Below are 23,898 nucleotides of genomic sequence, written 5' to 3' on the forward strand. Positions count from 1 at the left end.
TGAGGCGGTTTTTTTTGTCTTGTAACGCATTAACTAAAAAAGCTTCGTTTTAATTCAACATCAGTAAGAAACTTCCCACCTAACGCGGACGTTTTTGTAAACGAGTTAGTATCTCTAATGCCTCGCGCTTTCACGCAATAATGCGTAGCGTTAATGCTAACCGCAACATCATCAGTATTCGCTAGCGTTTGAATAGCGATGAGCACTTGTTGTGTTAAGCGTTCTTGCACCTGTGGACGTTGGGCAAAAAAGCTCACCAGACGATTAATTTTCGACAACCCTATAACGGTATCATTCGGGATGTAAGACACGGTCGCAGTGCCATCAATAGTCACAAAATGATGCTCGCATGTACTGGTTAACGAAATATCAGACACCTGTACTGGCTGGTCAATCTGCATTTTATTTTCAATTTGCGTAATCTTTGGAAACTTTCGATAATCAAGCCCGCCGAAAATTTCATTCACGTACATTTTTGCAATGCGCTTAGGCGTATCACATAAGCTATCGTCATTCAGATCGAGACCAAGCGTTTGCATAACGTCTCGCATAGACGACTCGATTCGAGTACGCTTTTGTTCATCGCTTAAACCATTAGACACCATAGGCGTTTCAAGGCCTTTTGCCTCTAACGCACTGCGAACAAGCTCTGCCGATTCTGAAATTGATGGGTCGAGTGCATCACGCACTACCACAGCTTCATTTGCTAACATTTAATGCTTCCGTCTGTACTTCTTTTTTGATCTTCTACGTTAATTATCGCATAAGAGATCTGTCTGACTAAAACTCGCGCTTATCTTATCTCGTTAATACTTTAACCGGGTCTGTCACAATATGGTTCGTAAGTGCATACATCTACTGATTTTCAAGGAGAACCCTTTTGTCTCACCCCGTTTTAATCACAGGCGCGAGCCAGCGTTTGGGACTTGCGATGGCCAAAAGCCTATTAGACTCGTCAATTCCTATCGTCGTAACCTATCGTACGCACCGACCGTCTATTGATACGTTGAAGCAACGTGGCGCAACGGTGCTACACGCTGATTTTAGCACTGAGGCGGCTATTGATCGAGCAATTGATCAAATTAAGGCGGTCAGTACAACCTATCGCGCCGTTATACATAACGCGTCTGACTGGGCGCAAGAAAAAGGGTATGACAATAAGGATGCATTAATAGAGCGCATGATGCGAATACATGCCTACACGCCCTATAGAATAAATTTAGCGCTTCAAGAAGCGTTAATGGATAGAGATGGTCCAGCAGACATTATACACATGACAGACTACGTTCAAGAAACGGGAAGTGAAAAGCATATGGCTTACGCAGCAAGCAAGGCTGCACTTCATAACTTAACGTTATCGTTTGCCAAGAAATATGCGCCGAAGGTAAAAGTAAATAGCATCGCCCCGGCGTTGTTGATGTTTAATGAAGATGATGATGACAATTACAAAGAAAAGGCGAAAAAGAAGTCGCTTTTAGAAACCGTACCAGGCGCGCAAGAAGCCGTAAAGGCTATGCATTACTTACTCGAAAGTGACTATATCACCGGACAAACGTTGCACTTAAATGGCGGCAGGCATTTGAAATAAAAAAGCGAACGAAAAAATGTTCATTCGTTCGCTTTTCGATACATCCTATTGATTATTTCTTCTCACTGGGTACAGGCTGACCATATTTTGGTGAGCGAGGTCCGTATAAGAACCCATTGTAACTGTCCGCAGACAACAAACGGTTAGACGCGATCGCGGCGATATCAAAGCCCCTGTCAGTGACCGTTTCAAATATTTGACTAACGGCTGCTTGCACAAGCATACCTACAAGCCCACCGCTATTTGCATTTTGCTGCTCAGCACTTGACGCTGTGGCAGCGTCCGACCACAATACAGTTCCTGTCTCTAAATCAACCAGTGAAGCAGATACCGTTACCCGTGTTTCACTAGAGATCACCACGTAGCTTGTACCGTAATCTTCAATTGTCACGTAAAGGCCGGTGTCAGCTCCAAAAATTTCTTTAAGCTTTTGACCAGGCACCGCATGAACATCCTCTGCTACTGTGAGTCCATTATTGTTGAACGTCTGGTTAACAACTGCCACAGGGAAAACGTAAAAACCTGATTCTGCAATTGGCGCTGCCAGTTGTGACATTACACTATAAGACGCCAATACTTCAGGCGTATTGTTAATCGGTGGCAATACTATGACTGACGTGGGGTTTGATGTGCGAAATGCCGTATAGTCGTGTGCAGGCGGCATGCTCACACATCCCGAAAGCAATACAAGTACAAAAAACGTTGAAATCAATGATAAAACTTTCATTTTATGCCCCTTTCGCTGAAGTTAGGAGGAAGTCAATATAGTGTGTTGACTCAGGAAATAAGGCTTTTTCTTGATTTAAATGCTGCTCACCTAAACCGGGGTTACCCGTTTCAAAATAAAGCATACCTAAATGCGCGTGCACGCCCGGCGCGATATTTTTTTCATTTGCTTCTGCAAGCTCTACTGCAAGTTGCAAAACGGTGATTTGCTCTTCTAGTGTGGTATCCTCGCCCTTGAAGTAACTATATACAGCAGTATTATATTCGCCGTAGTAGTAAAGGGGTTCGGTGGTTTTGCAACCCACGACACCAAGTGCCAATGCGAGCGTTATTATTATTTTTTTCATCATATTAGTCCCTTAAAACTTCCACGCACCAGATTCAATACCATCGACAAGTTTATTCACAACCTCGCGTACGGCTAAATCGAGTACCTTTCCATTTAACGTCGAATCGTAACTTGCTGTACTACCAAAACCAATTACTTCTCTCTCAGAAAGGCTGTATTCGCCGGCTCCTGCGACTGAATAAACTACTTCAGAGGTAGTAACATCGACAACATTAAGCGTCACTTTGGCATAGGCTATTTGTGACTTTCCTTTGCCTAAAATACCAAAAAGCTGTTTATCGCCAATCGCCTTGCGACCAAACTCCGTCACATCACCTGTGACGACAAAACGAGCACCAACAATCGTTTGGCTCGTTCCCGCGCGCTTAGCTTCGTCAGCGAGTAAATCTAGGTTATCACGGTCAAGAACACTGAAGCGATTTGTCTGCTGTAAATGGCTCATTAATGTTGTTTTTGCCTGACTTCCTAGCCGGTCTTGCCCTGACGAAAAAATACCATTTTGGAAACTAGAGCGGTTAACAAATTGGCCTACTACTAGTTTTTTCTTCTCGCCAGTGTATTGCGTGTTGTAGCTATTGACAGTCGGCGTCTCTACAACTTTAGATGACGTAGTAGCACAACCTGAAACCGTTCCTATGACGAATGCTAAGGCAATGACCCCTGCTTTATTTTTATTGAATATTTTTTTCACGTTAGTCCCTTTTCCAATGTGATTTAAAAGTTAAATGATAACTTTATTATTATTTATATCATGTTTTTTATCGTAAGAAATCAACGCTGTATTTTTCTTTCTAAGAATTTTGTAGCATTGACGATGTGTAGCGACATCGTTATTGTTGTTACAAAATACATACATTTACATTCAATGGATTGATATCATGAAGTTTCGACACTTTCTTGTTGCGTTTATCTCCCCTCTTTTTTTCTGTACGCTCGCGCACGCAGCCCTCCCCCCTCTTGAGGAGAATGAAGGGTATGTCATTATTGCTGCCTACGCGGATGGCTACGCAGAAAGTATCGTGTTGGAAGGGGAAGGTATGTTTAATACTCATACTTTCGGCCCCCTTAATCATGCGCAGCTTATTGAAATAAAAAAACTTCCTGCCGGCAGATATCAATGGACAGAAATCTTTGAAGAGAATGGTTCCTTAGCGAAAGGCAACAAGCTTAAGATAGAATATAACGTCTCAGAGGACGATTTATCGTTTACGGTCAAGCCTGGCGTAATCAACTATGTAGGGTTACTGATGATAGAGAAGTTAGGCAGTCGAATGCGAGTACGTCAGTTAAATCGTACATCAATCATTCTAAAAATTCTCGAACAAGACCATAAAGACGATATTCAAGGAATGACTATCGTTAATGGGCTTTACCCTAACGACCACTATATCGAATTTTATCAAGCAATGGCTGCTAAAAAGGGAGAAAAATAATGCGCCTTTCATCAACGCTCGTGTCAGCTTTAGTCGTTCTATGCAGTTTATTTACCCTATCTGAAAGCCATGCGATTTCAACTAAGAGTACCAAAGACCAGCTCGCTCAGTTTTTCAAATCAGCAAAGTATAAACATTTCTCCATTAGTCCATCGGGTAATCGCGTAGCGTTTATCGCGCCAAAAGCCAATACGTATGATTTGATCATTTACGACGTTGCGACAGGACAATCAAACGATCCCATCACCTTTACACGTCGTCAGAGAGAAGTAGAAACTCAAAACGGCATCACGAGCTGGGAAATACATTTTAATAAAATCTATGACCTTATATGGTTATCCGACGACTTTATTTCGTTACAACAGCATTCAAATGGCAGATTTCATCGCTATATACTCGTCGAGCTAGGGCCTACAGAGAGTGATGGCTCGCTACCTTATAGACTGTCTTATATTTCGCAGCAAGGCTATTGGGTCGACACGCTACCTCACGATAGAAGCCATGCTGTTTTCGCCAAATACGAACAGCACGATGACTATGTGTTTTACACAGACCTATTCAAAATTAATTTAGGAGAAAAAGTAAAAGACAGCACATTTAGGAAAAAATATAGAATTAACAAGTCTGGCCCCAAACTTCATAACTGGATATTCGACAACAACGGTTGGCGTATTGCAGGAACAAGAACCGTAGATCGCAGTACTGAACTCTTTGCCCGCACAGGCAATAAACCAAGGAAGTATCGATACAAGTCGGTATGGACCAGTGACCACGACGATATCGTTAAAGTAGTAGGTTATGATCAAACCATTAACGCGTTACTCGTTTTAACTAATCACAACAGCGATAAGGTAAATTTAAGGCGTTTCGATATTGAAAGCAAACGCTTTACCGACACAGTATTTGAGCATCCGTCTTACGACCTTCGATCTGCTATTTTCGAACCCGAAACTAAAGATATAATCGGTGTTTCCTTCCTTGAAAAAGGCATAACCAAACAACACTACTTTTCCACTGAGTACTCCCATTTTGTCGAGCGTTTATCAGAACAAACAGGCACGAATGGAATCAATGCTATCGCAATGGATGCCAATAGCCGAAACATCTTATTTTTCGCAGACGATAGCGCTAATCCAGGCGAGATTTTTATTTATAATCGCGAGCGTGACGCGTTTAGTAGCGTCACGAGTTTATATCCTTGGCTTGCCGATAAAGGGTTACGTAAAACCCAAACACTCAGTGTTATGTTAGATAGCGGCCAAACGTTAGAAGCTTTTCTAACCTTGCCTGACGTAAAGAACCCGCCTTTAGTCGTTATTCCTCACGGCGGTCCCATCGGCATAAGTGATTCACGCCATTATTCCGCGAATATTCAAGTGCTTGTAAACGCGGGCATTGCAACCCTTCAGGTGAATTACCGAGGGTCTAAGGGCTATGGAAAATCGTTTATGCGCCAAGGCATGCAGCAATGGGGGCGGTTAATAGAAGATGACATTGAAGCGGCGCTCCAACACACTGTGGAAAATTTCTCGGTCGATCAGGATAACGTATGCATTATAGGCGGAAGCTATGGCGGCTATTCGGCGCTTTACAGCATTATTCGTTCGCCGGAGCTGTATAATTGTGCAGCGTCGTTCGCTGGCGTAACTGACTTGGCGCTACAGTTTCAACGAAGCGATGTAAAAGATGATGCAACAATGACATTGCTCACTGAAATCATAGGAGACCCATTATCCCAACAGGCGTTATTGTTTGAGTATTCTCCTTTGTATCAATATGAACAAATTACCAAGCCCGTGTTTTTAGCCCATGGAACCGATGATCTTATTGTCGATATTGAACACGCTTATAGACTTCATTTTGCGCTTCAAAGTAAAGGTATAAAACACGAATGGAAAGTGATGGACGGTGTGGGTCATGGCTTTGATTACACATCGGATGCAGCAGATTACTACTTCGAGCTCATTCAATTTCTGAACACGCATCTACGTAATGGTGCATCTAGCCCTTCAGACCCTGTAACGACGGCAGAGTAATTCTTAATTATACGCCTCGTAGAGAATAACCTACCGATAAAATTCATTAAATCTATTGGTGAGCGCCCCGGCGCTCGCTATAATTAGCCTTCCAAAATCTATTGAGAACCCCTTATGCAAGGCAATCGCACAATGGCGCCCGAGTGGACACCAATTGACGCTGTAATACTTGCGTGGCCGCACGCTTCGACAGACTGGGCCCCATGGCTACAGGCAGCCCGCGAGACTTACCTTTCCGTCATACAGGCAGTAAATAAAAATAGTGCCGGCGTTATCTTATTGTGCTCGCCTAACGATGTCGCAGACCTACAGGAATTGCTTGCACCCGACGCACGTGTCTTAATCATCCCTGCATCATTCAACGATACTTGGATGCGAGACTATGGTTTTATTACTTGTGTTGATAACAACAAAAATGGGTCACCTGTTGAATTTAGATTCAATGGATGGGGCGAAAAATTTGATGCCTCTGAAGACAATATGGCTAATCAACGCTATTTAGCATCATTGTGTAAAGCGGTCATGCGAAGCAGTCCAATTGTCGCTGAAGGTGGTGCACTAGAAATTGATGAAACCGGGCATTTACTCAGTACACAACAATGTTTGTTAAACCCGAAAAGAAACGGCGATATGCGTATTGAAGACTATAAAGCAGTGTTTCAAGAGATGCTTGGTTGTACGCGGTTCACCGTGCTCAACAATGGGCATTTAGAAGGTGACGACACCGATGGACATGTTGATACGCTGGTTCGATTTACTCCCCACAAAGGGGTAGTGATACAGGCAGCATATAACCGCCCCGAAGATAGCCATTTCAATGGATTAAAAGCATTATGCGATGAATGTGCTGTGGCGTTGCCAGAGCATACGCAACATACACTTCCTTTACCCCATATCGTTAATAACGACGGGGAAAGGCTACCTGCTTCTTATGCAAACTACCTAATTTGCAACCAGGCTATCTTAATGCCAATTTATGGGGAGCCGGAAGATGATGATGCCATTCGCGTTATACGCGCTGCCCATCCAAATCATTACGTTCACCCTATTGATTGTTCGGTGTTAGTAAAACAGTATGGCAGTTTGCATTGCATTTCTATGCAAGTACCCATAAATACACTGAAAGACTCAGTCGTTAACGCCCTCAACCAAGGAGTGTCGATTCATGCGCCCGAATAAGGTCAAAGTTGGTGTAGTACAACAAGCTGTTGCTGGTAATGATAAAGCCACAAACTGGCAGCGAAGTGCAGAACAAATTGAAACATTGGCCAACCAAGGCTGTGAGTGTATTTTACTGCAAGAACTGCACAGCACGTTATATTTTTGCCAACAAGAAGATACTGATGCGTTTGATTTAGCCGAGCCTATCCCAGGCCCTGCTACTGCGTTCTTTGGCGAACTGGCACAAAAACACAATATTGTGTTGGTCACGTCGCTATTCGAAAAACGTGGCTCAGGGCTTTATCATAATACTGCCGTGGTGTTCGACAGAAGTGCCGACATTGCAGGTAAATATCGCAAAATGCATATTCCTGATGACCCTGGTTTTTATGAGAAGTTTTATTTTACACCGGGTGATATGGGCTTTACTCCTATCGAAACGAGTATTGGAAAACTTGGTGTACTTGTGTGTTGGGACCAATGGTACCCAGAAGCCGCTCGGTTGATGGCCATGGCCGGCGCTGACATATTGTTTTACCCCACAGCTATTGGTTGGGATGTAAGCGATTCAGAAGAAGAGCAAAGTAGACAACATGGAGCATGGGAAACCATTCAACGTGCCCATGCAGTGGCTAATTCCGTACCGGTTATCGTTGCTAACCGCACTGGCTTCGAAGCCTCTCCGGTTAACGGTGATCCTGGTATCCAGTTTTGGGGGCAAAGCTTTGTTGCAGGGCCTCAGGGCGAGATACTTGCAAAAGCTGACGCTAATGAAGAAGCAACATTAATTGTTGATTTGGACATGTCGCGCACTGAAAAAGTTAAGCGTATCTGGCCCTATTTTAGAGACCGTCGCATTGACGCCTATGAGGACTTAACAAAGCGCTGGCGTGATTAATAGTTAGCATATAAAAAGCAGCATAGCGCTGCTTTTTTTGTGCGCCTAGGTCTTAAAAACAATCCCATCGTACATTAAGAAGTGCGTTCGCTGCCTACGGGGTAGTAATTGCTTCATAACGTCATCATCAACATCAAGGCCGCCGGTGAATTGTCCGAATGCAGGCATAACGAACATGTCATCAGTAAAGACAAAACACTTGCCACTGTAGCGACGCTGCGCAATTTTCGTTCTCATTTTAGGGTGATAGTGACCTATAATTTGGTGACGTTGCTCGGGCTTTTGAGGCTCATGACGAAACACCATATTATCATGCACTATTTCGTAGCACGCCTCGCCAGGAATACCGTCAGGCAGTTCTGGATCGTGATTTCCTTCTACCCATTTCCAATTGCTAACGGTTTTTACCAATTCGCAAAGCCTGTGTTTATCATTTACATCCATTCTCGACATACTCTGCCGGTCATGAAAACTATCGCCGAGACTAATAACCGTTTCAGGCCGATAGTCGTCAAGAATGCCAGATAATCGTTCAAGCGTTGCTCGGGAGTCTAGATTTGGAAGTGGGTTTGCAAAGCTGCTTAAATAGCTTCCCTTCTCGAGGTGAAGGTCTGAAACAATAAGCCAATCAAGCGCTGGTAGATAGGCAATGCCACGCGCATCTACAATCCATAGATGACTTGAAAACTTAGTGATAGCGACCTTTCTAGCTTTAACATGCTGCGTTAGCCATTGTTCGGTAATACTCATTCCCATTGCACCACTATTGCTGAACCGCGAGCAATTCGCGTACTTCATCTAACATGGTTTCAGCTTCAGCATACAGATCGGCCTGATCAATAATAGCCTGCGCGCCAGCGCCTTTTATCTGCTCGCTTCGCACGTTTAAAACGATAGGGATCGCCATCGGCGATACTTTTTCTAAATTCACTAATGTGGCTTTATCAACATACCTAATCAGCAGATTCGCTAGGCGCCGTAAATCAAGTAGCTCTCGTTCTGCATCTGCCCTTGCCACTTTTAGCAGCACATGGTCGGGGTCATGCTCTCGTAAGGTATCGTAAATTAAATCTGTTGAGAACGTTACCTGCTTCATGGTCTTCGTACTGGCATGGTAGCGCTGCTCAGTAAGGCCACTCACTACCGCTACCTGTCTGAAAGAGCGCTTTAACATTGGCGCTTGGAGCATCCAATCTTCTAGTTCGTCGCCTAGAATATCAGGTTGAAATAAGCGCTGTAGTTGCTCACGTGTTATCGGGTTTATGGCACTTATTGAAAGACCATAATCGGTAACGCTAAAGCTTAACGGTTTCACGCCCATTTTCTCCATGCGGCGTGTTAGTAACATGCCTAACGTTTGGTTCGCTTTTCTCCCGTCGAACGTATAAAAAAGCGTATAGTACGCCTGTCTAAATGGAAATTGTTCTACCAATACGTTATCCGGCTGAGGCAATGCAGAAAATGCCTTTTGTAATCCCAACCAGTCTTTCACTTGGGTTGGTAACGCCTGCCACGAATGAGGTGTGGAAAGTATGTCTTTTACCCCCTCGGCTAAAAATGTAGAGAGCGGCATTTGACCACCCGCGTAGCTTGGGATTTTAGGCTCTTTTGCTTTTGCGGGTCTAGCGTGCAATTGCATATCACGGATCGCCTCAAATTTAAGCACTTCGCCGGCAAAGTAAAAGGTGTCTCCGGGTGTTAGTTGCTGTGCAAAATACTCCTCGACTTCACCGATAATTTTCCCCTGATTACCACGGCGAATGCGCTTCACCTTTAACCGGCCCGCTTCTACTATCGTCCCAATATTTTGCCTATGTCTTTGTATGACTCGTCGATTTGCGGGAGAGAAGGTGCCATCGTCATTATCCACAAGCCGCTGATATCGCTCATAAGCGTTCAACGCACTACCACCATCTACGGTAAACTGCCAAAGCTTATCGAAGTCCTCTTTATCTAGGCTCTGATAAGGCGCTGCCGCAATACATTGCTGATACAGCGTGTCTGGCCTTTCAGGCTGACTACATAAGCAATTCAAAATAAACTGAGGAATGATATCAAGCGCACCCGGTTGGGGTGCATCACCATCAAGCTCTCCCCTATTTATTGCATCAATGGCAGCTTGACACTCGAGCGCTTCGAACCGATTTGCAGGCACTAGCAATGCTTCACTGGGCTCGTCCAATCGATGGTTTGCACGCCCAATACGTTGCAATAACCGACTTACGCCTTTAGGAGCGCCCACTTGAATAACCTTATCCACATCGCCCCAATCGATACCGAGCTCAAGCGCCGACGTACATACCACAGCGCGAAGCATACCGCTTGCCATCATACTTTCTGTTCTACGCCGCTGCTCTTTACTTAGACTGCCATGGTACAAGGCAATGGGTAGCCCGGCTTTATTGACTTCCCACAACATTTGAAAGAGTAATTCGGATTGTGCGCGCGTATTAACAAATACCAGTGTCGTTTGTGCAGCGTTGATAGCATCATAAATATCATCAATAGCATACCGCGCCATAAACCCTCCAAACGGCATCCGAGAAGCCGAGTGAAGCATAGTTACTTTAGGCTTTTCTCCTGCGTTAACCTTAATAATATGCGCCTCGGTGTCGCTTCCCGCAAGCCACGTCCCTAGCGTCTCTGGAAAGGCCACTGTGGCAGATAATCCAATGCGCTGCATCGTGGGCGACAGTGAAGACAGGCGCGCTAAAGCAAGAGACAGAAAATCGCCTCGTTTGTTCGCCATTAAGCTATGTGTTTCGTCAATAATGATGCGCTTCAGCTTTCCAAACAACGTGTCTGCATCGGCATAGCTCAACATGAGCATGAGTGATTCAGGGGTCGTTAGCAGAATATGTGGTGGTTTTTTACGTTGACGTTGGCGTTTGTGCGAAGGCGTATCACCCGTGCGCGTCTCTGCGGTTATTGCTAACCCCATGTCCTCTATCGGTTGCAATAAGTTGCGATGTATATCTTGCGTGAGAGCCTTGAGCGGCGAAATATACAGAGTATGCAGCCCCTTATAACCCCCATCTTGATGTATTGCGTCATGCAGTTCTACCAAGCTTGGCAGAAAACCTGATAACGTCTTACCTGCCCCTGTGGGCGCAATAAGTAGGGTCGTATTGTGCTGGTCTTTTTCGCTCAGCATCTGTTTTTGATAATCACGAAGCTGCCACTGCTTTCGCGCAAACCATGCAGAAAAAATATCAGGAAGTGTTGCTGCTGACGACGCCATAACGAAAAGTGTTGTTACTCAGTAAGCTAATTACGTTTAAACACTAATACGCAGCCCATCAAGTAAAGTTTATTTATTCTATTATTCAACCAATTGAGAATACCGAGCGTAAGAGATTATTCAACGGCATGTGTGACAGATTAAATATAAGGAGATGCCTTGCACCCCTCAACGTGGTTGAAAACAGACGATATCGGACTTTACTGCGAGCCGGGCGGATTTTATATCGATCCTATGTCGCCAGTATCTACTGCACTGGTTACCCATGGTCACGCAGACCACGCGCGTGCGGGTCATCATTCGGTGTACACCAGCGCTGAAACCTTAGCGATTATGCGTACCCGTTATGGCGAAGACATGAGCACGCATCAGCATAGTGTCGAGATGGAAACTCCTCTGCACTTTAATGAGGTAACCGTCACGTTTTACCCTGCCGGTCATATATTAGGGTCGTCTCAAATCCTGATAGAATATGCGGGCTATCGTGTTGTGGTATCTGGCGATTATAAGCGGCGCCACGACCCGACATGCCCCCCTTTCAAGGTTATTGCTTGCGACGTTTTTATCACCGAGGCTACGTTTGGTTTGCCTGTGTTTAAGCATCCTCCCATTGAGGACGAGATAGACAAACTGTTGCAATCGCTACGGGTGTTCCCTAACAGCTGTCATTTGGTTGGGGCCTATGCGCTGGGCAAATGCCAGCGGGTTATTATTGCGTTGCGCAATGCCGGATATCACCAGCCTATCTTCCTACATGGCGCGCAGCTTAAGCTATGTGAGCTGTACAAGTCGTTTGGCATTGATTTAGGCGAACTTATTCCCGTAAGTGAAATAGCTGACAAAGCGGCACTTAGTGGCAATATTGTTATTGCCCCTCCTTCAGCCCTCGCCGATCGCTGGTCACGTAGTTTACCCAACGTGAGAACAGTCATGACATCAGGGTGGATGCAAATAAGGGCGCGAGCAAAACAGCGTAGTGCTGAGCTTCCACTTATTATCTCAGACCACTGTGACTGGCCTGAATTACTGCAAACCATCAATGAAGTAAACCCGAAAGAGGTCTGGGTAACACATGGTAGAGAAGATGCGCTCATGTACCAAGCAGAGAAGATGGGATACAAGGCACGCGCACTTTCACTTGTCGGTTACGATGAAGATACACAGGGAGAGTCGTAGTGGAAGCCTTCAGTCAGCTGCTCGAACAACTTTATTTCACCTCAAGTACAAAAGCCAAAGCCAAGCTCATTGCGGATTATATTAAGCATACTCCTGACCCAGACCGAGGCTGGGCTGTTGCAGCTATTGCGGGCACACTCACATTCGAATTTTTTAAGCGCAATACGGTAAAAAAGCTTATCAGTGAGCGCGTCGACCCAGCGCTATTTGCGATGAGTTATGACTATGTGGGTGAAGTTAGCGAAACCGTTGCGCATTTGTGGCCCGACTTTCATCCCCGCACTCCCCTACCCAGCTTAACCGAGGTTGTTGAGCGCTTTTCATCAGTCAGTAAAAAAGACGTGTCCTTGGTGCTCGCCAACTACCTAACAATGATGACGCCCGCACAGCGCTGGGCGCTATTGAAGTTAGGCACACGGGGGCTGCGTGTTGGCGTATCAGCGCGCTCGATTAAGCAGGTATTGGCTGACTACGGCAGCAAAGATATTAAAGAAATAGAAACGCTGTGGCACGCCGTTCAACCACCTTACGAGAGCATGCTTGCATGGTTAGACGGCAAAGCACCTAAACCAGACATTAAAAACGCGGTAACCTTTCATCCTGTTATGCTGTCACACCCTATTGATGATGAAACTATTCGGCATTATCGAAAAGACGAGTGGCAAATAGAAAACAAGTACGACGGTATTAGAGTGCAGCTGTCGTGCAACACACGTAAAGATGAACCTGAAAAAGCCTTGTACTCTCGCACTGGCGATGACATTAGCCCGTCATTTCCCGATATTCTGGAGGCGGTTACCGGCAACATGGTACTGGATGGCGAACTGCTGGTAATGCATGGTGAGCGTGTTGATACGTTCAATGCATTACAGCAGCGTTTAAACAAAAAAAAGCCCTCAGCCAACCTTATCGCGCAATATCCAGTGGGGCTTATTGTCTACGACGCATTAGTGCTTGATGGGACCTCGCTCACCGAGCGCCCGCTAACGTATCGGCGTGAAAAGCTAGAAAAATGGTTTACCGACAACCGTATTGACAGGCTTCACCTCTCCAACGTACTGCCCGCCAACTCAGCGGAAGCGTTACGAAATTTACACGATACCGTTTGTCAAAACCGGGCAATTGAAGGTTTGATGCTTAAACAGCGCGATAGCAGTTATATACCGGGCAGACCCAAAGGAAAATGGTATAAGTGGAAGCGAGACCCGCTCGTGGTTGATGCGGTAATTATGTACGCTCAGCGCGGCCATGGAAAACGCTCAAGTTTTTATTCTGACTTTACTTTTGGGGCATGGGAAAACGAACAACTGCTGCCAATAGGCAAAGCCTACTCAGGCTTTACGGATGAAGAACTTAAAAAGCTCGATAATTGGATAAGGCGAAATGCCATAGGACGCTTCGGCCCAGTAAGAGAGGTGAAAAAGGCACTTGTCGTTGAAGTGGCGTTTGATGCCGTGCATCCCTCAACACGACATAAATCAGGCGTAGCCTTGCGCTTTCCTCGTATTCATCGTATTCGGTGGGACAAACCCGCAAATGAGGCCGACTCGCTGGCCACAGTAAGAGAACTCATTGAAACCTAAAAAAGCCTGTCCACTATCAGTACAGGCTTTAATCGGTTGTCGGCATGCACGGTGTTTACTGAGGTAACATTACCTTTTGTATACAACAAGATGCCGCTACGTTATAAGTTGCTCTGGGTGGGCAGTGCACTAAACGCACCGTATTGCGTTACCGTGTAGGCACCGCAACGAATTGCAAATGCCGTTGCCTCACTCACATTTTCTATGCTTGTCGCCCAATCAGAAAAAGCGTGTGAATTCTCGACGTTTGTTGATAGGAAGTACAAGAAGCCGCCAATGAAAGCATCACCCGCAGCGGTGGTGTCTTTTACGTCCATTTTTGGCGACGCAAGGGTCCCACTGAACGCCTCCGTAACGTAATGAATGGGCTCGCCTCCATCGGTCACAAGCACGACCTTTACGCCGCTTTGTAACCATTCTTGGACTTTAGCATCGGCATTCTCTTCCCCATACAATGCAGCAAGTTCTTCTTTACTTGCCTTAATAATAGAAACGCGCCGCGCGATATCATCAATACGTGAAGGGGCATGCTCGGTATTATCCCAAAAGGCCGGACGATAATTAATATCAAGACATATCAGCATATTTTCTTGTCGTGCTTTATCAACAATATACTGTGTACTGGGAATAAGTTCTGGACCCGAAATAGACCCTGAGCAGAAATGTAGAACGGTGTTGTCGTTGCACGAAAGCGCAGCTAAATCTTGCTCGGTAATATGTTTATGCGCCGCGTTATCTACATAAAAATCAAAGGAACGCTCACCGTCCTCATCTAAATTAACAAATGCCAGTGCAGTGTTAGCGCCTTCTGTTTTCCACACAAAGTCGGTATTAACATTGTAATGCGTAAGCATTTCTATAAGAAAATGCCCGAACGTGTCATCGCCAACTTTCGACACCATTGCACTTTGCCCACCAAGCTTTGCTACCGCAACAGCCACATTAGCAGGTGCACCACCAGCATACGGTTGAAATGGTTTCATTGCTGGCGTGTTGCCGTCTTTTGGCGCAGCCCCTTGGCTTAGCATATCAATAAGCACTTCACCTAAACATAATACTTTCATGGTTGCCTCTGCAAATGTGTTGTGTGTCAGAATAACGAAGGCGCTAGCGTTCATCGCTGACCTTCAAAAACGCATGCGCTAAATGCGCCCTACAAAAAATGACAACATTAAGTTAACAATATGGCGGTAAGTATTGTCCAACCACCTAATTAAATCAACTTAATTGATTTAATACTTTTTGACTAGCAATCGCTGTAAAAAACCGTACTATCAGCGGAATGATGTGATAGCACATCATTTCATTTACTGACTTCGCTGTTTAGCGGCCATGAGACTATAGGAATTCTCTGCACAATGAATTCGATAACGCCCTTCGTATCTGTTCACGCACCCACTGACGGTCAATTGCGCAGCGATGACCGCTCTAAAAATGAGCGTGACTTACTAGAGCTTATTCGTAATAAAGGTCCACTACCCAAAACGAAGCTGGCACAGTTATCAGGTTTATCTGCACAGTCTGCAACGGTCCTTATCAACAAATTAGAAAAAAGTGGGCTAGTAAAAGCACGCCCCCCTGTAAAAGGAAGAATTGGGCAGCCTCAGATTCCTTTCGGGCTTAATGCTAGCGGCGCTTACGGCCTTGGCTTGAAGGTGGGGCGACGAAGTTTCGACATTACGCTTCTCGATTTGTGTGGCAATGTTATTTCTACTGTCCACGAGAAAATACCTTACCCTGAAGTGGACCATTTTTTATCTTTCGCGGTCCGCGCTTATGCCGCTGTGACTCGTGCGCTTTGTGACGATGAAAAACAAAAGATACGTGGGGTCGGTGTTGCCATGCCATTTGAGGTATGGAGATGGGCCGAGGAAGCGGGTGCCCCTAAGGACGTGCTTTCACAGTGGCAAAACGTCGATCTTGCAGCTTGCCTATCAACAGCGCTTTCGTTACCCGTATACATAAGTAATGACGCCACCGCAGCATGTACTGCAGAGCTTAGTTTTGGAAACGCGGCCGCCCTTTCAAATTTTCTGTATATTTTTGTCAGCACGTTCGTTGGTGGGGGTATCGTACTCAATAATGCGGTTTTTGCGGGTACATCCGGCAATGCAGGCGCAGTAGGTTCACTGCCTTTTGCATCAGAAAATGGTGACCAGCTCATTAATCAATCGTCACTTTATCTACTTGAAGCTCAGCTTACCGATGCAGGCTTTGATGGGCAGCAGATTTACAATACACCAGACTACTGGCCTATTGCCGATTCAGTTATTACGTCTTGGGTAGAGCGTGCCGCTGCAGGGCTTGCGTTTTCAGCGCAGTGCGCCACTGGCTTACTTGATATTGAAGGCATTGTTATCGACGGGGCCATGCCTGATGACGTAAAAAAATCGCTTGTCGAACACACTGCTGCGATATTGCACAATACAGACATGAAAGGGCTGTCTATCCCTCATGTTATTAAAGGTACGGTAGGCAGCAAAGCACAGTCTATTGGCAGCGCTAACTTGCCCCTTCTTGCCAACTATTACTAAACGGAGTGCATAATGAGTGCGCATAATATTACACTTCTTGATGGCGGTATGGGCCGAGAGCTTGAGCGAATCGGTGCGCCATTTAAGCAGCCAGAATGGTCGGCCCTTGCGCTTATGCAAGCGCCTAATCTCGTCGCCGACGTGCATCGCAACTTCATTACTGCAGGTGCACAAGTCATCACCACGAATACCTATGCACTCGTTCCTTTTCATATCGGGGAAGCGTGTTTTCAAGCGCGCGCTTTTGAACTGGCCTTGCAGGCAGCTCAAATAGCGCGAGATACGGTAAATGTAACCGTCACCACCTCCCCTATCAAAATAGCGGGGTGCATACCTCCTGCATTTGGCTCATATCGCCCTGACTTATTTGATCCCACGCGCGTTACCGACATCTTGTCGCCCCTGTTACGTGCTCAAGAAGCGCTTATTGACGTGTGGCTGGTTGAAACCGTGAGTTCATCACAAGAAGCCTCTGCGGTAGTCAATACCATTAAACAGTTTTCAGACAAACCAATATGGCTATCTTTTTCATTGACCAATCGACATGACTTAACATTGCCCCCGTCGCTACGTTCTCAAGAGCCTTTAGATTCGGTTATACCGGTTTTAGAACAACTCGATACGGTGCTGTTTAATTGCTCTCAACCTGAGGAGATGGAAGAAGCCATTACGTTTGCGCGGTTGCACAATAGCGACATCACGATTGGTGCTTATGCCAATAGCTTTTCAGAGGTAAAGCGAACCCATGACGCAAATGCGATGCTATCCTCGCTTCGTGAGGATGTAACACCAGAGAAATATCTTAGCTATGCACAACGATGGGTAAATGCTGGAGCCACAATTATAGGGGGTTGCTGCGGCATTGGACCTGAGCATATAAGCGCACTCACTACTCTTCAACAGTAGTGAATGCGTCACTTCCGTCTAACGCGTAACGACGTTTTTCGCACCTTTTAAAAGTGCTTCTTTATCTATCTTGTTCGGCACTTCTATACCACGGCGCGCTGCTGGCCGTGCCTCAATGCTGTTTTTCCAGCGAATCAAATTATCTAACCCATCTACACTAGCACCAGACCATTCATACGTGCGTACCCAGCACCAATTGGCCATGTCCGCTATGCTGTATTCGCCTGCGAGATACTCGCGCTCTGCAAGGTGCCCATCTAATACCGTAAACAAACGACGAACTTCGTTTTGGTACCTATCAATTGCAACTGGGATTTTTTCTTCAAGGTAGCGATGAAACACATTGGCTTGCCCCATCATGGGCCCCACGCCGCCCATTTGAAACATTAGCCACTGAATCACATTACTACGACCTTTTACGTCAGTTGGCAGAAACATCCCTGATTTTTCCGCAAGGTATATCATAATGGCACCTGACTCGAAAACGACATGGCCATCAGCACTTCTGTCAACAATAACAGGGATTCTACCGTTCGGATTCATCGCAAGAAATTCAGGCTGTTTTTGCTCGCCCTTCATTAAATTGACAGCATGGGCAGTATATTCAAGCCCCATTTCTTCTAATGCAACAGACGCTTTCCATCCGTTCGGCGTTGAGGCGGTATATAAGTCAATCATTAGGCTTTTGCACTCGGTCTGCTCGATACACTTGTGTACCAACGGTTCAAATTCACTTGCTCGTCTTTTAGCTTAATGCCAACAACACGTGCAAAATCCAGCGCGCATAATGCGGTTATGTCTGCAATAGTGAACTTATCACCCGCAATAAATTCGCTTTGCGCCAACCGCCTTTCCAGTATGTTCAGATATTTAGAAGCGTTGATACCCGCTTCTTTACCATACTCTGGAACCGGTACCATACGGTCTTTAAAATAGCCCGTGGTATGCTGAAAGCACATTCCCACCTGCAACATAAAAGCAAATTCTACCTGACGTTGCCACATCGATATTGTTGCTTTCTCTACCGGTGTGGTCCCCATCAGTGAGGGTTCAGGCTGTAACGCTTCAAAATACGTACAGATAGCATCGGTTTCGGCAATACAAGTACCGTCATCTAATTCAAGGATCGGTATCTTACCTAGCGGATTCTTTGCGCGCATTTCTGCACTCAAATTTTCCCCTTTTTGAATATCGACTTGGACGTAGTCCATATCAATGCCCTTTTCGGCCAAGAACATTCTTACTCTACGTGGATTAGGCGCTGTTTTCGTTTCATAAATCTTCATATGGGTCAGGCTCTTATTGTGCTGAGTAATTAAGAATAGTGCGCGCGTAAACAAGGTTCAAATCACAATCAATTGAGGGACATATATTACCGCTCTGAATGGTTATACCTGTATTTCGACGTCATTAGTTGTATTTTACGGCGACCGCGACCCGTTTAATTTCGTTATCCGTAAAATGCGTTGCGAGATAAGTATTAATCAGTGTCTGTTTTTCTTGCGCTGTTTTATTAGAAGACATGGCAACGTCTTTAAATGTCGCAAATGAATCTACTCGCTGTTGCCATTTTTCCTGCTGCGCCCATGTGTCCATTAGTCGCGTCGCCACTGCGCTGCCGAACTCAGCAGAGAGCGCATTAAATCGAGAGGTCTCGTCATCGTGTAATGCTTTGATTTGCGCAATACGATGCATATTAATCGTAGGTTGGTAAGGTGTCTTCTCACGCTCTGACAAGGTGTTCAACTGCTCAAAAATAGCCTCGCGCTTTTGGGTATCAGACAGCCCGGTAGAATTAGCGATACGAAGCCGCTCTACCGCTTGTTCGTCTATTGCACTGTCATCGCCAAACAAATATGTCTGTTCATGTTGAGAAAAATACTGCTGTCGAATGTCATGCCGTGTATCCAGCGTAGCCATTATGTCGTTTGGGCTAACATTATAGCTGTCAATATCAACGTCCTGCGTAGACAGGGCAATTTTGTATTCAATATAGCGACCGAACAAATCAACAGCATAACGCCGAGAATTGGCGGTAAAGTAGTTACTCGCAAAGCGTGTATAAGCACTGAGCACTACATTTTCATTTTTTGTCTGTTGATCAAAAATGAACATATCGAATTCATCTTTGGTCTTTGCACTGAGAATAAAAGCGATAAGAGATTGCGCGACTGGGAGTTCCGGCTCAACTTCGCTTACAGCACTGTCTGACGCGAGCACTGGCGTAGAATTAGCATACGCATTAGACTCAACGGCAGGCTCGTCATTATTTGCCGGGCTAATCGAAAACCAGGTATAACCTAACAAAACAAGGAGGCCAAAGCCTCCTACTAGAACCCAATAACGCATTAAGTTAAAGCCCTAACGATTTAAGTCTGTTGGCTTGTCTCACAAAGACATCAACAGGGTTTGTCTCAAACCAGTGAGTAATACCAAAACTTTGGTTCACTTCATCTAAATGGTTCATTTTATAATTGTCTTTAAGGACCTTTCCTAGATGAGAGCTACACGTTGATACCAATCCGTCATTGGGCTCATTAAATGCCAACCCTGTTATCGCTAAAAACGGATCGACCACATCAAGTGCGTTGGTATAGGTACGGCCTCCACTCCAAGAAAAGTAGTGCACACCGTTTTCTGCAAGCATTTTTCCGTCATTGCGACAGTAAGCTGACGGCATACCTTCTGGGTAGCGGCGGTTGAACGCAAGCGTGCCATTTGTTGACAACGAGTTTAACGCCTCGACCGCATCCGTTGGCTGATCTCTTGGGTCAGAACCTGACGCAAGTTCAATTACATTCGCAAATGCATCGACCACCAAGCCCACTGTTCCCTCTTGAATAGAGTCCTCTGCTAAGCCATTGCGCAGCATGTCTGCCACCGCACTGCCCCAATTTACGCCCCCAACAGAAGTCACTGACGCAACTTTATCAGGCGCAACGCTTGCCGCGTAACGCGCCGTGGGGCCACCATGGCTGTGCCCGATAATATTTACTTTTTCAGCGCCGGAGAGAGCGAGTACTTCGTCGATATACTGCAATAGTTGCTCACCGCGCACTTCGGTAGAATTTGCCGGCGCAACCTCTGCAATGTAAACCTGCGCACCATTGCGAGTTAATTTATGCGGGACTTTATAAAAATAATCGACAAACAAAATGTCGTCGAAACCGAAAAGACCGTGCACCAATACGATAGGGTATTTGGTTTTTGCGTAGGTACCTGAGAGCGCCTGCATCGGAACAAGTACCAGTACTAGCGTGAGTAACAGTGTCAATTTTTTCATTGTGTGCCCTTTTCTTAGGAGGTCCGTGGTCAGACCTTTTGTTATATTTATGTAAATATAATGTAAAGATCAACCGTTGCGGTTAAATAAGAAAAGAAACAAAAACTATAAAAGCGACAATACTGATTTAAAATAAATTTAAACAATTGATTTTATTGATATTAATGCAATATATACGTATTGCCACTCATACTATTTAGCTAACAAATGTAGAGAATAACCTAAGTTGATATAGGATTATTAAGACCGTTTATGTTTTCTTAAAACATTGAATATAGTTAACCGATAAGCTTGGTGTGGTTTGCCATTGAGACGAGAGTATATTCAGTTTCATTCCTACTTCATTCGATAACGTAAACCCTTTGCCCACCCACTGCTTTAGCTCTGTTGGCTTAACAAATTTACGCCAATCATGGGTACCTACCGGCAAGTATCGCATCACGTATTCCGCACCAACAATTGCAATAATGAAACTTTTTATGGTTCGATTTAACGTGGCAAGAATAAGCATCCCGCCAGGTTTTACCAATGAAGCACACTCCTTTATTAGCGTGACTTGGTCTGGGACATGTTCAACTACTTCTGCATTAATCACTACATCATACTGTTTACCTTGTGCAACCAACTCACTGGACAGTTGATGCTTGTAGTCAACCTTGATGTTATTGTGAAGCGCGTGACGCTTTGCTACCTCGATACTCATCGCACTAGCGTCAATACCGGTTACATTAGCGCCTAGGGCCGCTAATGACTCACTGATTAGCCCACCTCCGCATCCAATATCAACGATAGACAGGTCGCCCAACCCGTTCTCTCCCCCGCTCCTGCCAAAATGATCACGAATTTGAGCGGTCATTACCTCTAATCGGGAGAAATTAAACGCCAGTGCGGTTTTATACTGTCCGTCTGGGTCCCACCACGATTCGGCCAGTGCATCAAATCGAGCAATCTCATCTTGTGAGTAATTTAGCGGCGCTGACTTTTCACTTTTATCTAGCATAACAAAACCTTTTTTATGATGGCGGCGTATATTCACGTTACACTTATCATTGGCACAACAAATTTTTTGAGCATCGTGTTTGATACGTTTATCGTTTTTGTATCAACGCTCAATATACGTATGAAGTGGGGTTATCGTTTTGGCGAATGAAAAAAATGTATATGGTCGTCCATTACAACTTTGCTGTGGAAACACAGGTTTTACCCGCGAGGGCTTTTGCTATGTTCCTGATGCTGACGTTGGCAATCATAGCGTGTGCGCGGTAGTTACCGATGAGTTTTTACAATTTTCACTTCGCCAGGGAAACGACCTCATCACACCATGGCCTAGTATGGCATTTCCAGGCTTATTAGCCGGAGACAGGTGGTGTTTGTGTGCAGCGCGCTGGCTGCAGGCTTATGAAGCAGGAGTCGCGCCCAAAATTAGACTTGAGGCCACTCACGAGAAGGCGCTAAACATTATCCCGCTTGCCCTACTTGAAGAATACGCAGAATAAAAAAGAGCGACGATGCGCTCTTTTTTATTGGTAAGTAGCGTGACGATGAGAACGACTACGGCGTTCTAATTACCATTAATCGCGTTTCAGTCATATCCTCAATCGCATAACGAATACCCTCACGGCCTAAGCCAGAGTCTTTCACACCGCCATAGGGCATATTGTCTACGCGCCAGCTTGGTACGTCGCCAATTACGACCCCACCGACATCGAGTTCATTCCACGCTTTATGTGCTTTGTAAATATCACGCGTGAAAACACCGGCTTGCAAACCATATCTACTGTTATTCACTTCTTTAAGTGCATCATCGTAATCGTCAAAAGGCACCAATATCGATAATGGACCGAATGCCTCTTCTGCACTAGCGTCACAATCCTTGGGTACATTTTCCATCACCGTCGCTTGCAGCATCGCTCCTTCGCGAGTTCCACCGCACAAAATGGTGCCGCCCGCTTCATTTGCCTCAATGATCCAGTTGTGCAATCGTTCAGCCTCAGATTCTGAAATCATGGGGCCAATAAAGGTATTTTCATCTGACGGGTCACCCGATACTAACGCTTTCACTTTTTCTACGTATTTCGATTTAAACTCGTCGTAAATATCAGAATGTACCAATAGCCGCTGTACGCTAATACAACTTTGCCCCGATTGATAATAAGCACCAATAATAACTCGTGAAATTGCGTCATCTATATCAGCATCTTTATCTACGATACATGCGGCATTACCACCAAGCTCTAATACCACCGGCTTCTTACCCGCTTTCGCTTTAAGTGCCCAGCCCACATCTGGTGAACCGGTAAAGCTTAGTAATTTTAAACGGTCATCTGTCGTAAACAGGTCAGCGCCGTCTCGACTGCACGGAAGAATAGAAAACGCACCTTTTGGAAGGTCCGTCTCTGCTAATACTTCACCAATAATCAATGCACCGATTGGTGTCCGCGATGCAGGTTTTAATACAAAGGTGCACCCAGCAGCGATGGCTGGTGCCACTTTATGCGCAGCCAAGTTAAGCGGAAAGTTAAACGGCGATATGAAAGAGCACGGACCGATAGGCACTTTTTTGGTCATTCCTTGGTAACCTTTAGCACGTGCAGTGATCTCTAGGTTCACCACCTCACCACCAATACGCACGCTCTCTTCTGCGGCAATCTTAAACGTATCGATTAAGCGACTGACTTCGCCTTTCGCATCTTTAATCGGTTTGCCCGCTTCAATACACAACGCGTCTGCCAATTCATCAGCACGTTCAGTAAAACGTTTCACGCAGTGCTCAAGTACAGCTTGGCGCTCATAAGGCGCCATCGCGGTCATTGCCGGCTGGGCGTCTTGGGCGGCAGCAATTGCTTTATCAATAACCGATGCATCTGCCATCGCAACGCGCGTGGCCACGTCGCCATTATATTTATTTGTAACGTCAAGATCGGTGTTTGCAAAACATGCCTCACTTGCAAGATAGTATGGATAGCTTTCCTTTAACATGTTCT

The 23,898-nt window shown here is 45.4% G+C and carries 23 protein-coding genes; 10 read left to right on the top strand and 13 right to left on the bottom strand.

Annotated elements, in window-relative coordinates; all coding sequences use genetic code 11:
* Positions 1-29: 29 nt before the first annotated feature.
* Positions 30-713 (bottom strand): GTP cyclohydrolase I FolE, encoded by a 684-nt coding sequence (folE, locus tag ACOJRU_RS16020; RefSeq protein WP_421132718.1) that lies wholly within the window; start codon positions 711-713, stop codon positions 30-32.
* A 167-nt stretch (positions 714-880) separates the two neighbouring features.
* Here folE and folM point away from each other — a divergent pair, with 167 nt between their 5' ends.
* Positions 881-1,588, top strand: a complete 708-nt coding sequence (gene folM, locus ACOJRU_RS16025; protein ID WP_421132719.1) for a dihydromonapterin reductase — start codon at positions 881-883, stop codon at positions 1,586-1,588.
* A gap of 52 nt (positions 1,589-1,640) precedes the next feature.
* On the opposite strand, the gene ACOJRU_RS16030 is transcribed toward folM, so the two are convergent.
* The 3 genes from ACOJRU_RS16030 to ACOJRU_RS16040 are packed head-to-tail and all read right to left on the bottom strand — an operon-like array spanning position 1,641 to position 3,345.
* On the bottom strand, positions 1,641-2,315 hold the full coding sequence (locus ACOJRU_RS16030; protein ID WP_421132720.1) for a DUF799 domain-containing protein: 675 nt from the start codon (positions 2,313-2,315) through the stop codon (positions 1,641-1,643).
* A gap of 1 nt (position 2,316) precedes the next feature.
* Positions 2,317-2,664, bottom strand: coding sequence for a DUF4810 domain-containing protein (locus tag ACOJRU_RS16035; protein ID WP_421132721.1), 348 nt, complete (start codon positions 2,662-2,664; stop codon positions 2,317-2,319).
* A gap of 9 nt (positions 2,665-2,673) precedes the next feature.
* A complete protein-coding gene (locus ACOJRU_RS16040; protein WP_421134787.1) occupies positions 2,674-3,345 on the bottom strand; it encodes a CsgG/HfaB family protein in 672 nt (223 codons plus the stop codon).
* Between the two features lie 196 nt (positions 3,346-3,541).
* Here ACOJRU_RS16040 and ACOJRU_RS16045 point away from each other — a divergent pair, with 196 nt between their 5' ends.
* The 4 genes from ACOJRU_RS16045 (at position 3,542) to ACOJRU_RS16060 (ending at position 8,191) form a co-directional block, all read left to right on the top strand.
* Positions 3,542-4,096 carry a hypothetical protein gene (locus ACOJRU_RS16045; RefSeq protein WP_421132722.1) on the top strand — a complete coding sequence of 185 codons (555 nt, stop codon included), beginning with the start codon at positions 3,542-3,544 and terminating at the stop codon, positions 4,094-4,096.
* Positions 4,096-6,132 carry an alpha/beta hydrolase family protein gene (locus tag ACOJRU_RS16050; protein ID WP_421132723.1) on the top strand — a complete coding sequence of 679 codons (2,037 nt, stop codon included), beginning with the start codon at positions 4,096-4,098 and terminating at the stop codon, positions 6,130-6,132. Before ACOJRU_RS16045 ends, ACOJRU_RS16050 begins: the two co-directional genes overlap by 1 nt.
* Positions 6,133-6,246: 114 nt before the next feature.
* On the top strand, positions 6,247-7,311 hold the full coding sequence (locus ACOJRU_RS16055; RefSeq protein ID WP_421132724.1) for an agmatine deiminase family protein: 1,065 nt from the start codon (positions 6,247-6,249) through the stop codon (positions 7,309-7,311).
* Positions 7,298-8,191 carry a carbon-nitrogen hydrolase gene (locus ACOJRU_RS16060; RefSeq protein ID WP_421132725.1) on the top strand — a complete coding sequence of 298 codons (894 nt, stop codon included), beginning with the start codon at positions 7,298-7,300 and terminating at the stop codon, positions 8,189-8,191. The genes ACOJRU_RS16055 and ACOJRU_RS16060 overlap by 14 nt, the downstream gene beginning before the upstream one ends.
* A gap of 45 nt (positions 8,192-8,236) precedes the next feature.
* On the opposite strand, the gene pdeM is transcribed toward ACOJRU_RS16060, so the two are convergent.
* Positions 8,237-8,941 (bottom strand): ligase-associated DNA damage response endonuclease PdeM, encoded by a 705-nt coding sequence (gene pdeM, locus ACOJRU_RS16065; protein WP_421132726.1) that lies wholly within the window; start codon positions 8,939-8,941, stop codon positions 8,237-8,239.
* A 13-nt stretch (positions 8,942-8,954) separates the two neighbouring features.
* A complete protein-coding gene (locus ACOJRU_RS16070; protein WP_421132727.1) occupies positions 8,955-11,432 on the bottom strand; it encodes a ligase-associated DNA damage response DEXH box helicase in 2,478 nt (825 codons plus the stop codon).
* Between the two features lie 159 nt (positions 11,433-11,591).
* Between ACOJRU_RS16070 and ACOJRU_RS16075 the strand changes: the two genes are divergently transcribed.
* On the top strand, positions 11,592-12,608 hold the full coding sequence (locus ACOJRU_RS16075) for a ligase-associated DNA damage response exonuclease (protein WP_421132728.1): 1,017 nt from the start codon (positions 11,592-11,594) through the stop codon (positions 12,606-12,608).
* Positions 12,608-14,191, top strand: a complete 1,584-nt coding sequence (locus ACOJRU_RS16080) for a cisplatin damage response ATP-dependent DNA ligase (protein ID WP_421132729.1) — start codon at positions 12,608-12,610, stop codon at positions 14,189-14,191. The genes ACOJRU_RS16075 and ACOJRU_RS16080 overlap by 1 nt, the downstream gene beginning before the upstream one ends.
* Before the next feature lie 101 nt (positions 14,192-14,292).
* Here the strand turns inward: ACOJRU_RS16080 and ACOJRU_RS16085 are convergent, their stop codons facing one another.
* Positions 14,293-15,309 carry a carbohydrate kinase family protein gene (locus ACOJRU_RS16085; RefSeq protein WP_421132730.1) on the bottom strand — a complete coding sequence of 339 codons (1,017 nt, stop codon included), beginning with the start codon at positions 15,307-15,309 and terminating at the stop codon, positions 14,293-14,295.
* 240 nt (positions 15,310-15,549) lie between these two features.
* On the opposite strand from ACOJRU_RS16085, the gene ACOJRU_RS16090 reads away from it, so the two are divergent.
* Positions 15,550-16,725, top strand: a complete 1,176-nt coding sequence (locus ACOJRU_RS16090; protein ID WP_421132731.1) for an ROK family protein — start codon at positions 15,550-15,552, stop codon at positions 16,723-16,725.
* Between the two features lie 12 nt (positions 16,726-16,737).
* Positions 16,738-17,631 carry a homocysteine S-methyltransferase family protein gene (locus ACOJRU_RS16095; RefSeq protein ID WP_421132732.1) on the top strand — a complete coding sequence of 298 codons (894 nt, stop codon included), beginning with the start codon at positions 16,738-16,740 and terminating at the stop codon, positions 17,629-17,631.
* An 18-nt stretch (positions 17,632-17,649) separates the two neighbouring features.
* On the opposite strand, the gene ACOJRU_RS16100 is transcribed toward ACOJRU_RS16095, so the two are convergent.
* From ACOJRU_RS16100 to ubiG, 5 genes are all read right to left on the bottom strand, one after another.
* Positions 17,650-18,309, bottom strand: a complete 660-nt coding sequence (locus tag ACOJRU_RS16100) for a glutathione S-transferase family protein (protein WP_421132733.1) — start codon at positions 18,307-18,309, stop codon at positions 17,650-17,652.
* Positions 18,309-18,917, bottom strand: a complete 609-nt coding sequence (locus ACOJRU_RS16105; RefSeq protein WP_421132734.1) for a glutathione S-transferase family protein — start codon at positions 18,915-18,917, stop codon at positions 18,309-18,311. Before ACOJRU_RS16105 ends, ACOJRU_RS16100 begins: the two co-directional genes overlap by 1 nt.
* A gap of 124 nt (positions 18,918-19,041) precedes the next feature.
* Positions 19,042-19,980: a lipase secretion chaperone gene (locus ACOJRU_RS16110; RefSeq protein WP_421132735.1), complete on the bottom strand. Its 939-nt coding sequence runs from the start codon at positions 19,978-19,980 to the stop codon at positions 19,042-19,044.
* A gap of 4 nt (positions 19,981-19,984) precedes the next feature.
* Entirely contained in the window at positions 19,985-20,914 is a 930-nt protein-coding gene (locus ACOJRU_RS16115) for a lipase family alpha/beta hydrolase (RefSeq protein ID WP_421132736.1), read from the bottom strand.
* 250 nt (positions 20,915-21,164) lie between these two features.
* Positions 21,165-21,914 carry a bifunctional 2-polyprenyl-6-hydroxyphenol methylase/3-demethylubiquinol 3-O-methyltransferase UbiG gene (gene ubiG, locus ACOJRU_RS16120; protein WP_421132737.1) on the bottom strand — a complete coding sequence of 250 codons (750 nt, stop codon included), beginning with the start codon at positions 21,912-21,914 and terminating at the stop codon, positions 21,165-21,167.
* A gap of 139 nt (positions 21,915-22,053) precedes the next feature.
* Between ubiG and ACOJRU_RS16125 the strand changes: the two genes are divergently transcribed.
* On the top strand, positions 22,054-22,410 hold the full coding sequence (locus ACOJRU_RS16125; RefSeq protein ID WP_421132738.1) for a DUF2237 family protein: 357 nt from the start codon (positions 22,054-22,056) through the stop codon (positions 22,408-22,410).
* A gap of 55 nt (positions 22,411-22,465) precedes the next feature.
* Here ACOJRU_RS16125 and ACOJRU_RS16130 read toward each other — a convergent pair whose 3' ends face one another.
* The gene (locus ACOJRU_RS16130; protein WP_421132739.1) at positions 22,466-23,893 is read right to left on the bottom strand and encodes an aldehyde dehydrogenase family protein; all 1,428 of its coding nucleotides are present in this window, start codon (positions 23,891-23,893) and stop codon (positions 22,466-22,468) included.
* Positions 23,894-23,898: the final 5 nt, after the last annotated feature.

The sequence above is a fragment of the Alteromonas algae genome (assembly GCF_049117195.1).
In the GTDB taxonomy this organism is placed as follows: Bacteria; Pseudomonadota; Gammaproteobacteria; order Enterobacterales; family Alteromonadaceae; genus Alteromonas.

What these genes read in the sequence shown, in the direction of transcription:
- ACOJRU_RS16055 (WP_421132724.1), top strand. Translation starts at nt 6,247, where the DNA reads ATGCAAGGCAATCGCACAATGGCGCCCGAGTGGACACCAATTGACGCT.
- ACOJRU_RS16130 (WP_421132739.1), bottom strand. Translation starts at nt 23,893, where the DNA reads ATGTTAAAGGAAAGCTATCCATACTATCTTGCAAGTGAGGCATGTTTT.
- ACOJRU_RS16070 (WP_421132727.1), bottom strand. Translation starts at nt 11,432, where the DNA reads ATGGCGTCGTCAGCAGCAACACTTCCTGATATTTTTTCTGCATGGTTT.
- ACOJRU_RS16115 (WP_421132736.1), bottom strand. Translation starts at nt 20,914, where the DNA reads ATGAAAAAATTGACACTGTTACTCACGCTAGTACTGGTACTTGTTCCG.
- ACOJRU_RS16035 (WP_421132721.1), bottom strand. Translation starts at nt 2,664, where the DNA reads ATGATGAAAAAAATAATAATAACGCTCGCATTGGCACTTGGTGTCGTG.
- ACOJRU_RS16100 (WP_421132733.1), bottom strand. Translation starts at nt 18,309, where the DNA reads ATGATTGACTTATATACCGCCTCAACGCCGAACGGATGGAAAGCGTCT.
- ubiG (WP_421132737.1), bottom strand. Translation starts at nt 21,914, where the DNA reads ATGCTAGATAAAAGTGAAAAGTCAGCGCCGCTAAATTACTCACAAGAT.
- ACOJRU_RS16095 (WP_421132732.1), top strand. Translation starts at nt 16,738, where the DNA reads ATGAGTGCGCATAATATTACACTTCTTGATGGCGGTATGGGCCGAGAG.
- ACOJRU_RS16045 (WP_421132722.1), top strand. Translation starts at nt 3,542, where the DNA reads ATGAAGTTTCGACACTTTCTTGTTGCGTTTATCTCCCCTCTTTTTTTC.
- ACOJRU_RS16110 (WP_421132735.1), bottom strand. Translation starts at nt 19,980, where the DNA reads ATGCGTTATTGGGTTCTAGTAGGAGGCTTTGGCCTCCTTGTTTTGTTA.
- ACOJRU_RS16030 (WP_421132720.1), bottom strand. Translation starts at nt 2,315, where the DNA reads ATGAAAGTTTTATCATTGATTTCAACGTTTTTTGTACTTGTATTGCTT.
- pdeM (WP_421132726.1), bottom strand. Translation starts at nt 8,941, where the DNA reads ATGAGTATTACCGAACAATGGCTAACGCAGCATGTTAAAGCTAGAAAG.
- ACOJRU_RS16090 (WP_421132731.1), top strand. Translation starts at nt 15,550, where the DNA reads ATGAATTCGATAACGCCCTTCGTATCTGTTCACGCACCCACTGACGGT.
- ACOJRU_RS16060 (WP_421132725.1), top strand. Translation starts at nt 7,298, where the DNA reads ATGCGCCCGAATAAGGTCAAAGTTGGTGTAGTACAACAAGCTGTTGCT.
- ACOJRU_RS16105 (WP_421132734.1), bottom strand. Translation starts at nt 18,917, where the DNA reads ATGAAGATTTATGAAACGAAAACAGCGCCTAATCCACGTAGAGTAAGA.
- ACOJRU_RS16050 (WP_421132723.1), top strand. Translation starts at nt 4,096, where the DNA reads ATGCGCCTTTCATCAACGCTCGTGTCAGCTTTAGTCGTTCTATGCAGT.
- folE (WP_421132718.1), bottom strand. Translation starts at nt 713, where the DNA reads ATGTTAGCAAATGAAGCTGTGGTAGTGCGTGATGCACTCGACCCATCA.
- ACOJRU_RS16085 (WP_421132730.1), bottom strand. Translation starts at nt 15,309, where the DNA reads ATGAACGCTAGCGCCTTCGTTATTCTGACACACAACACATTTGCAGAG.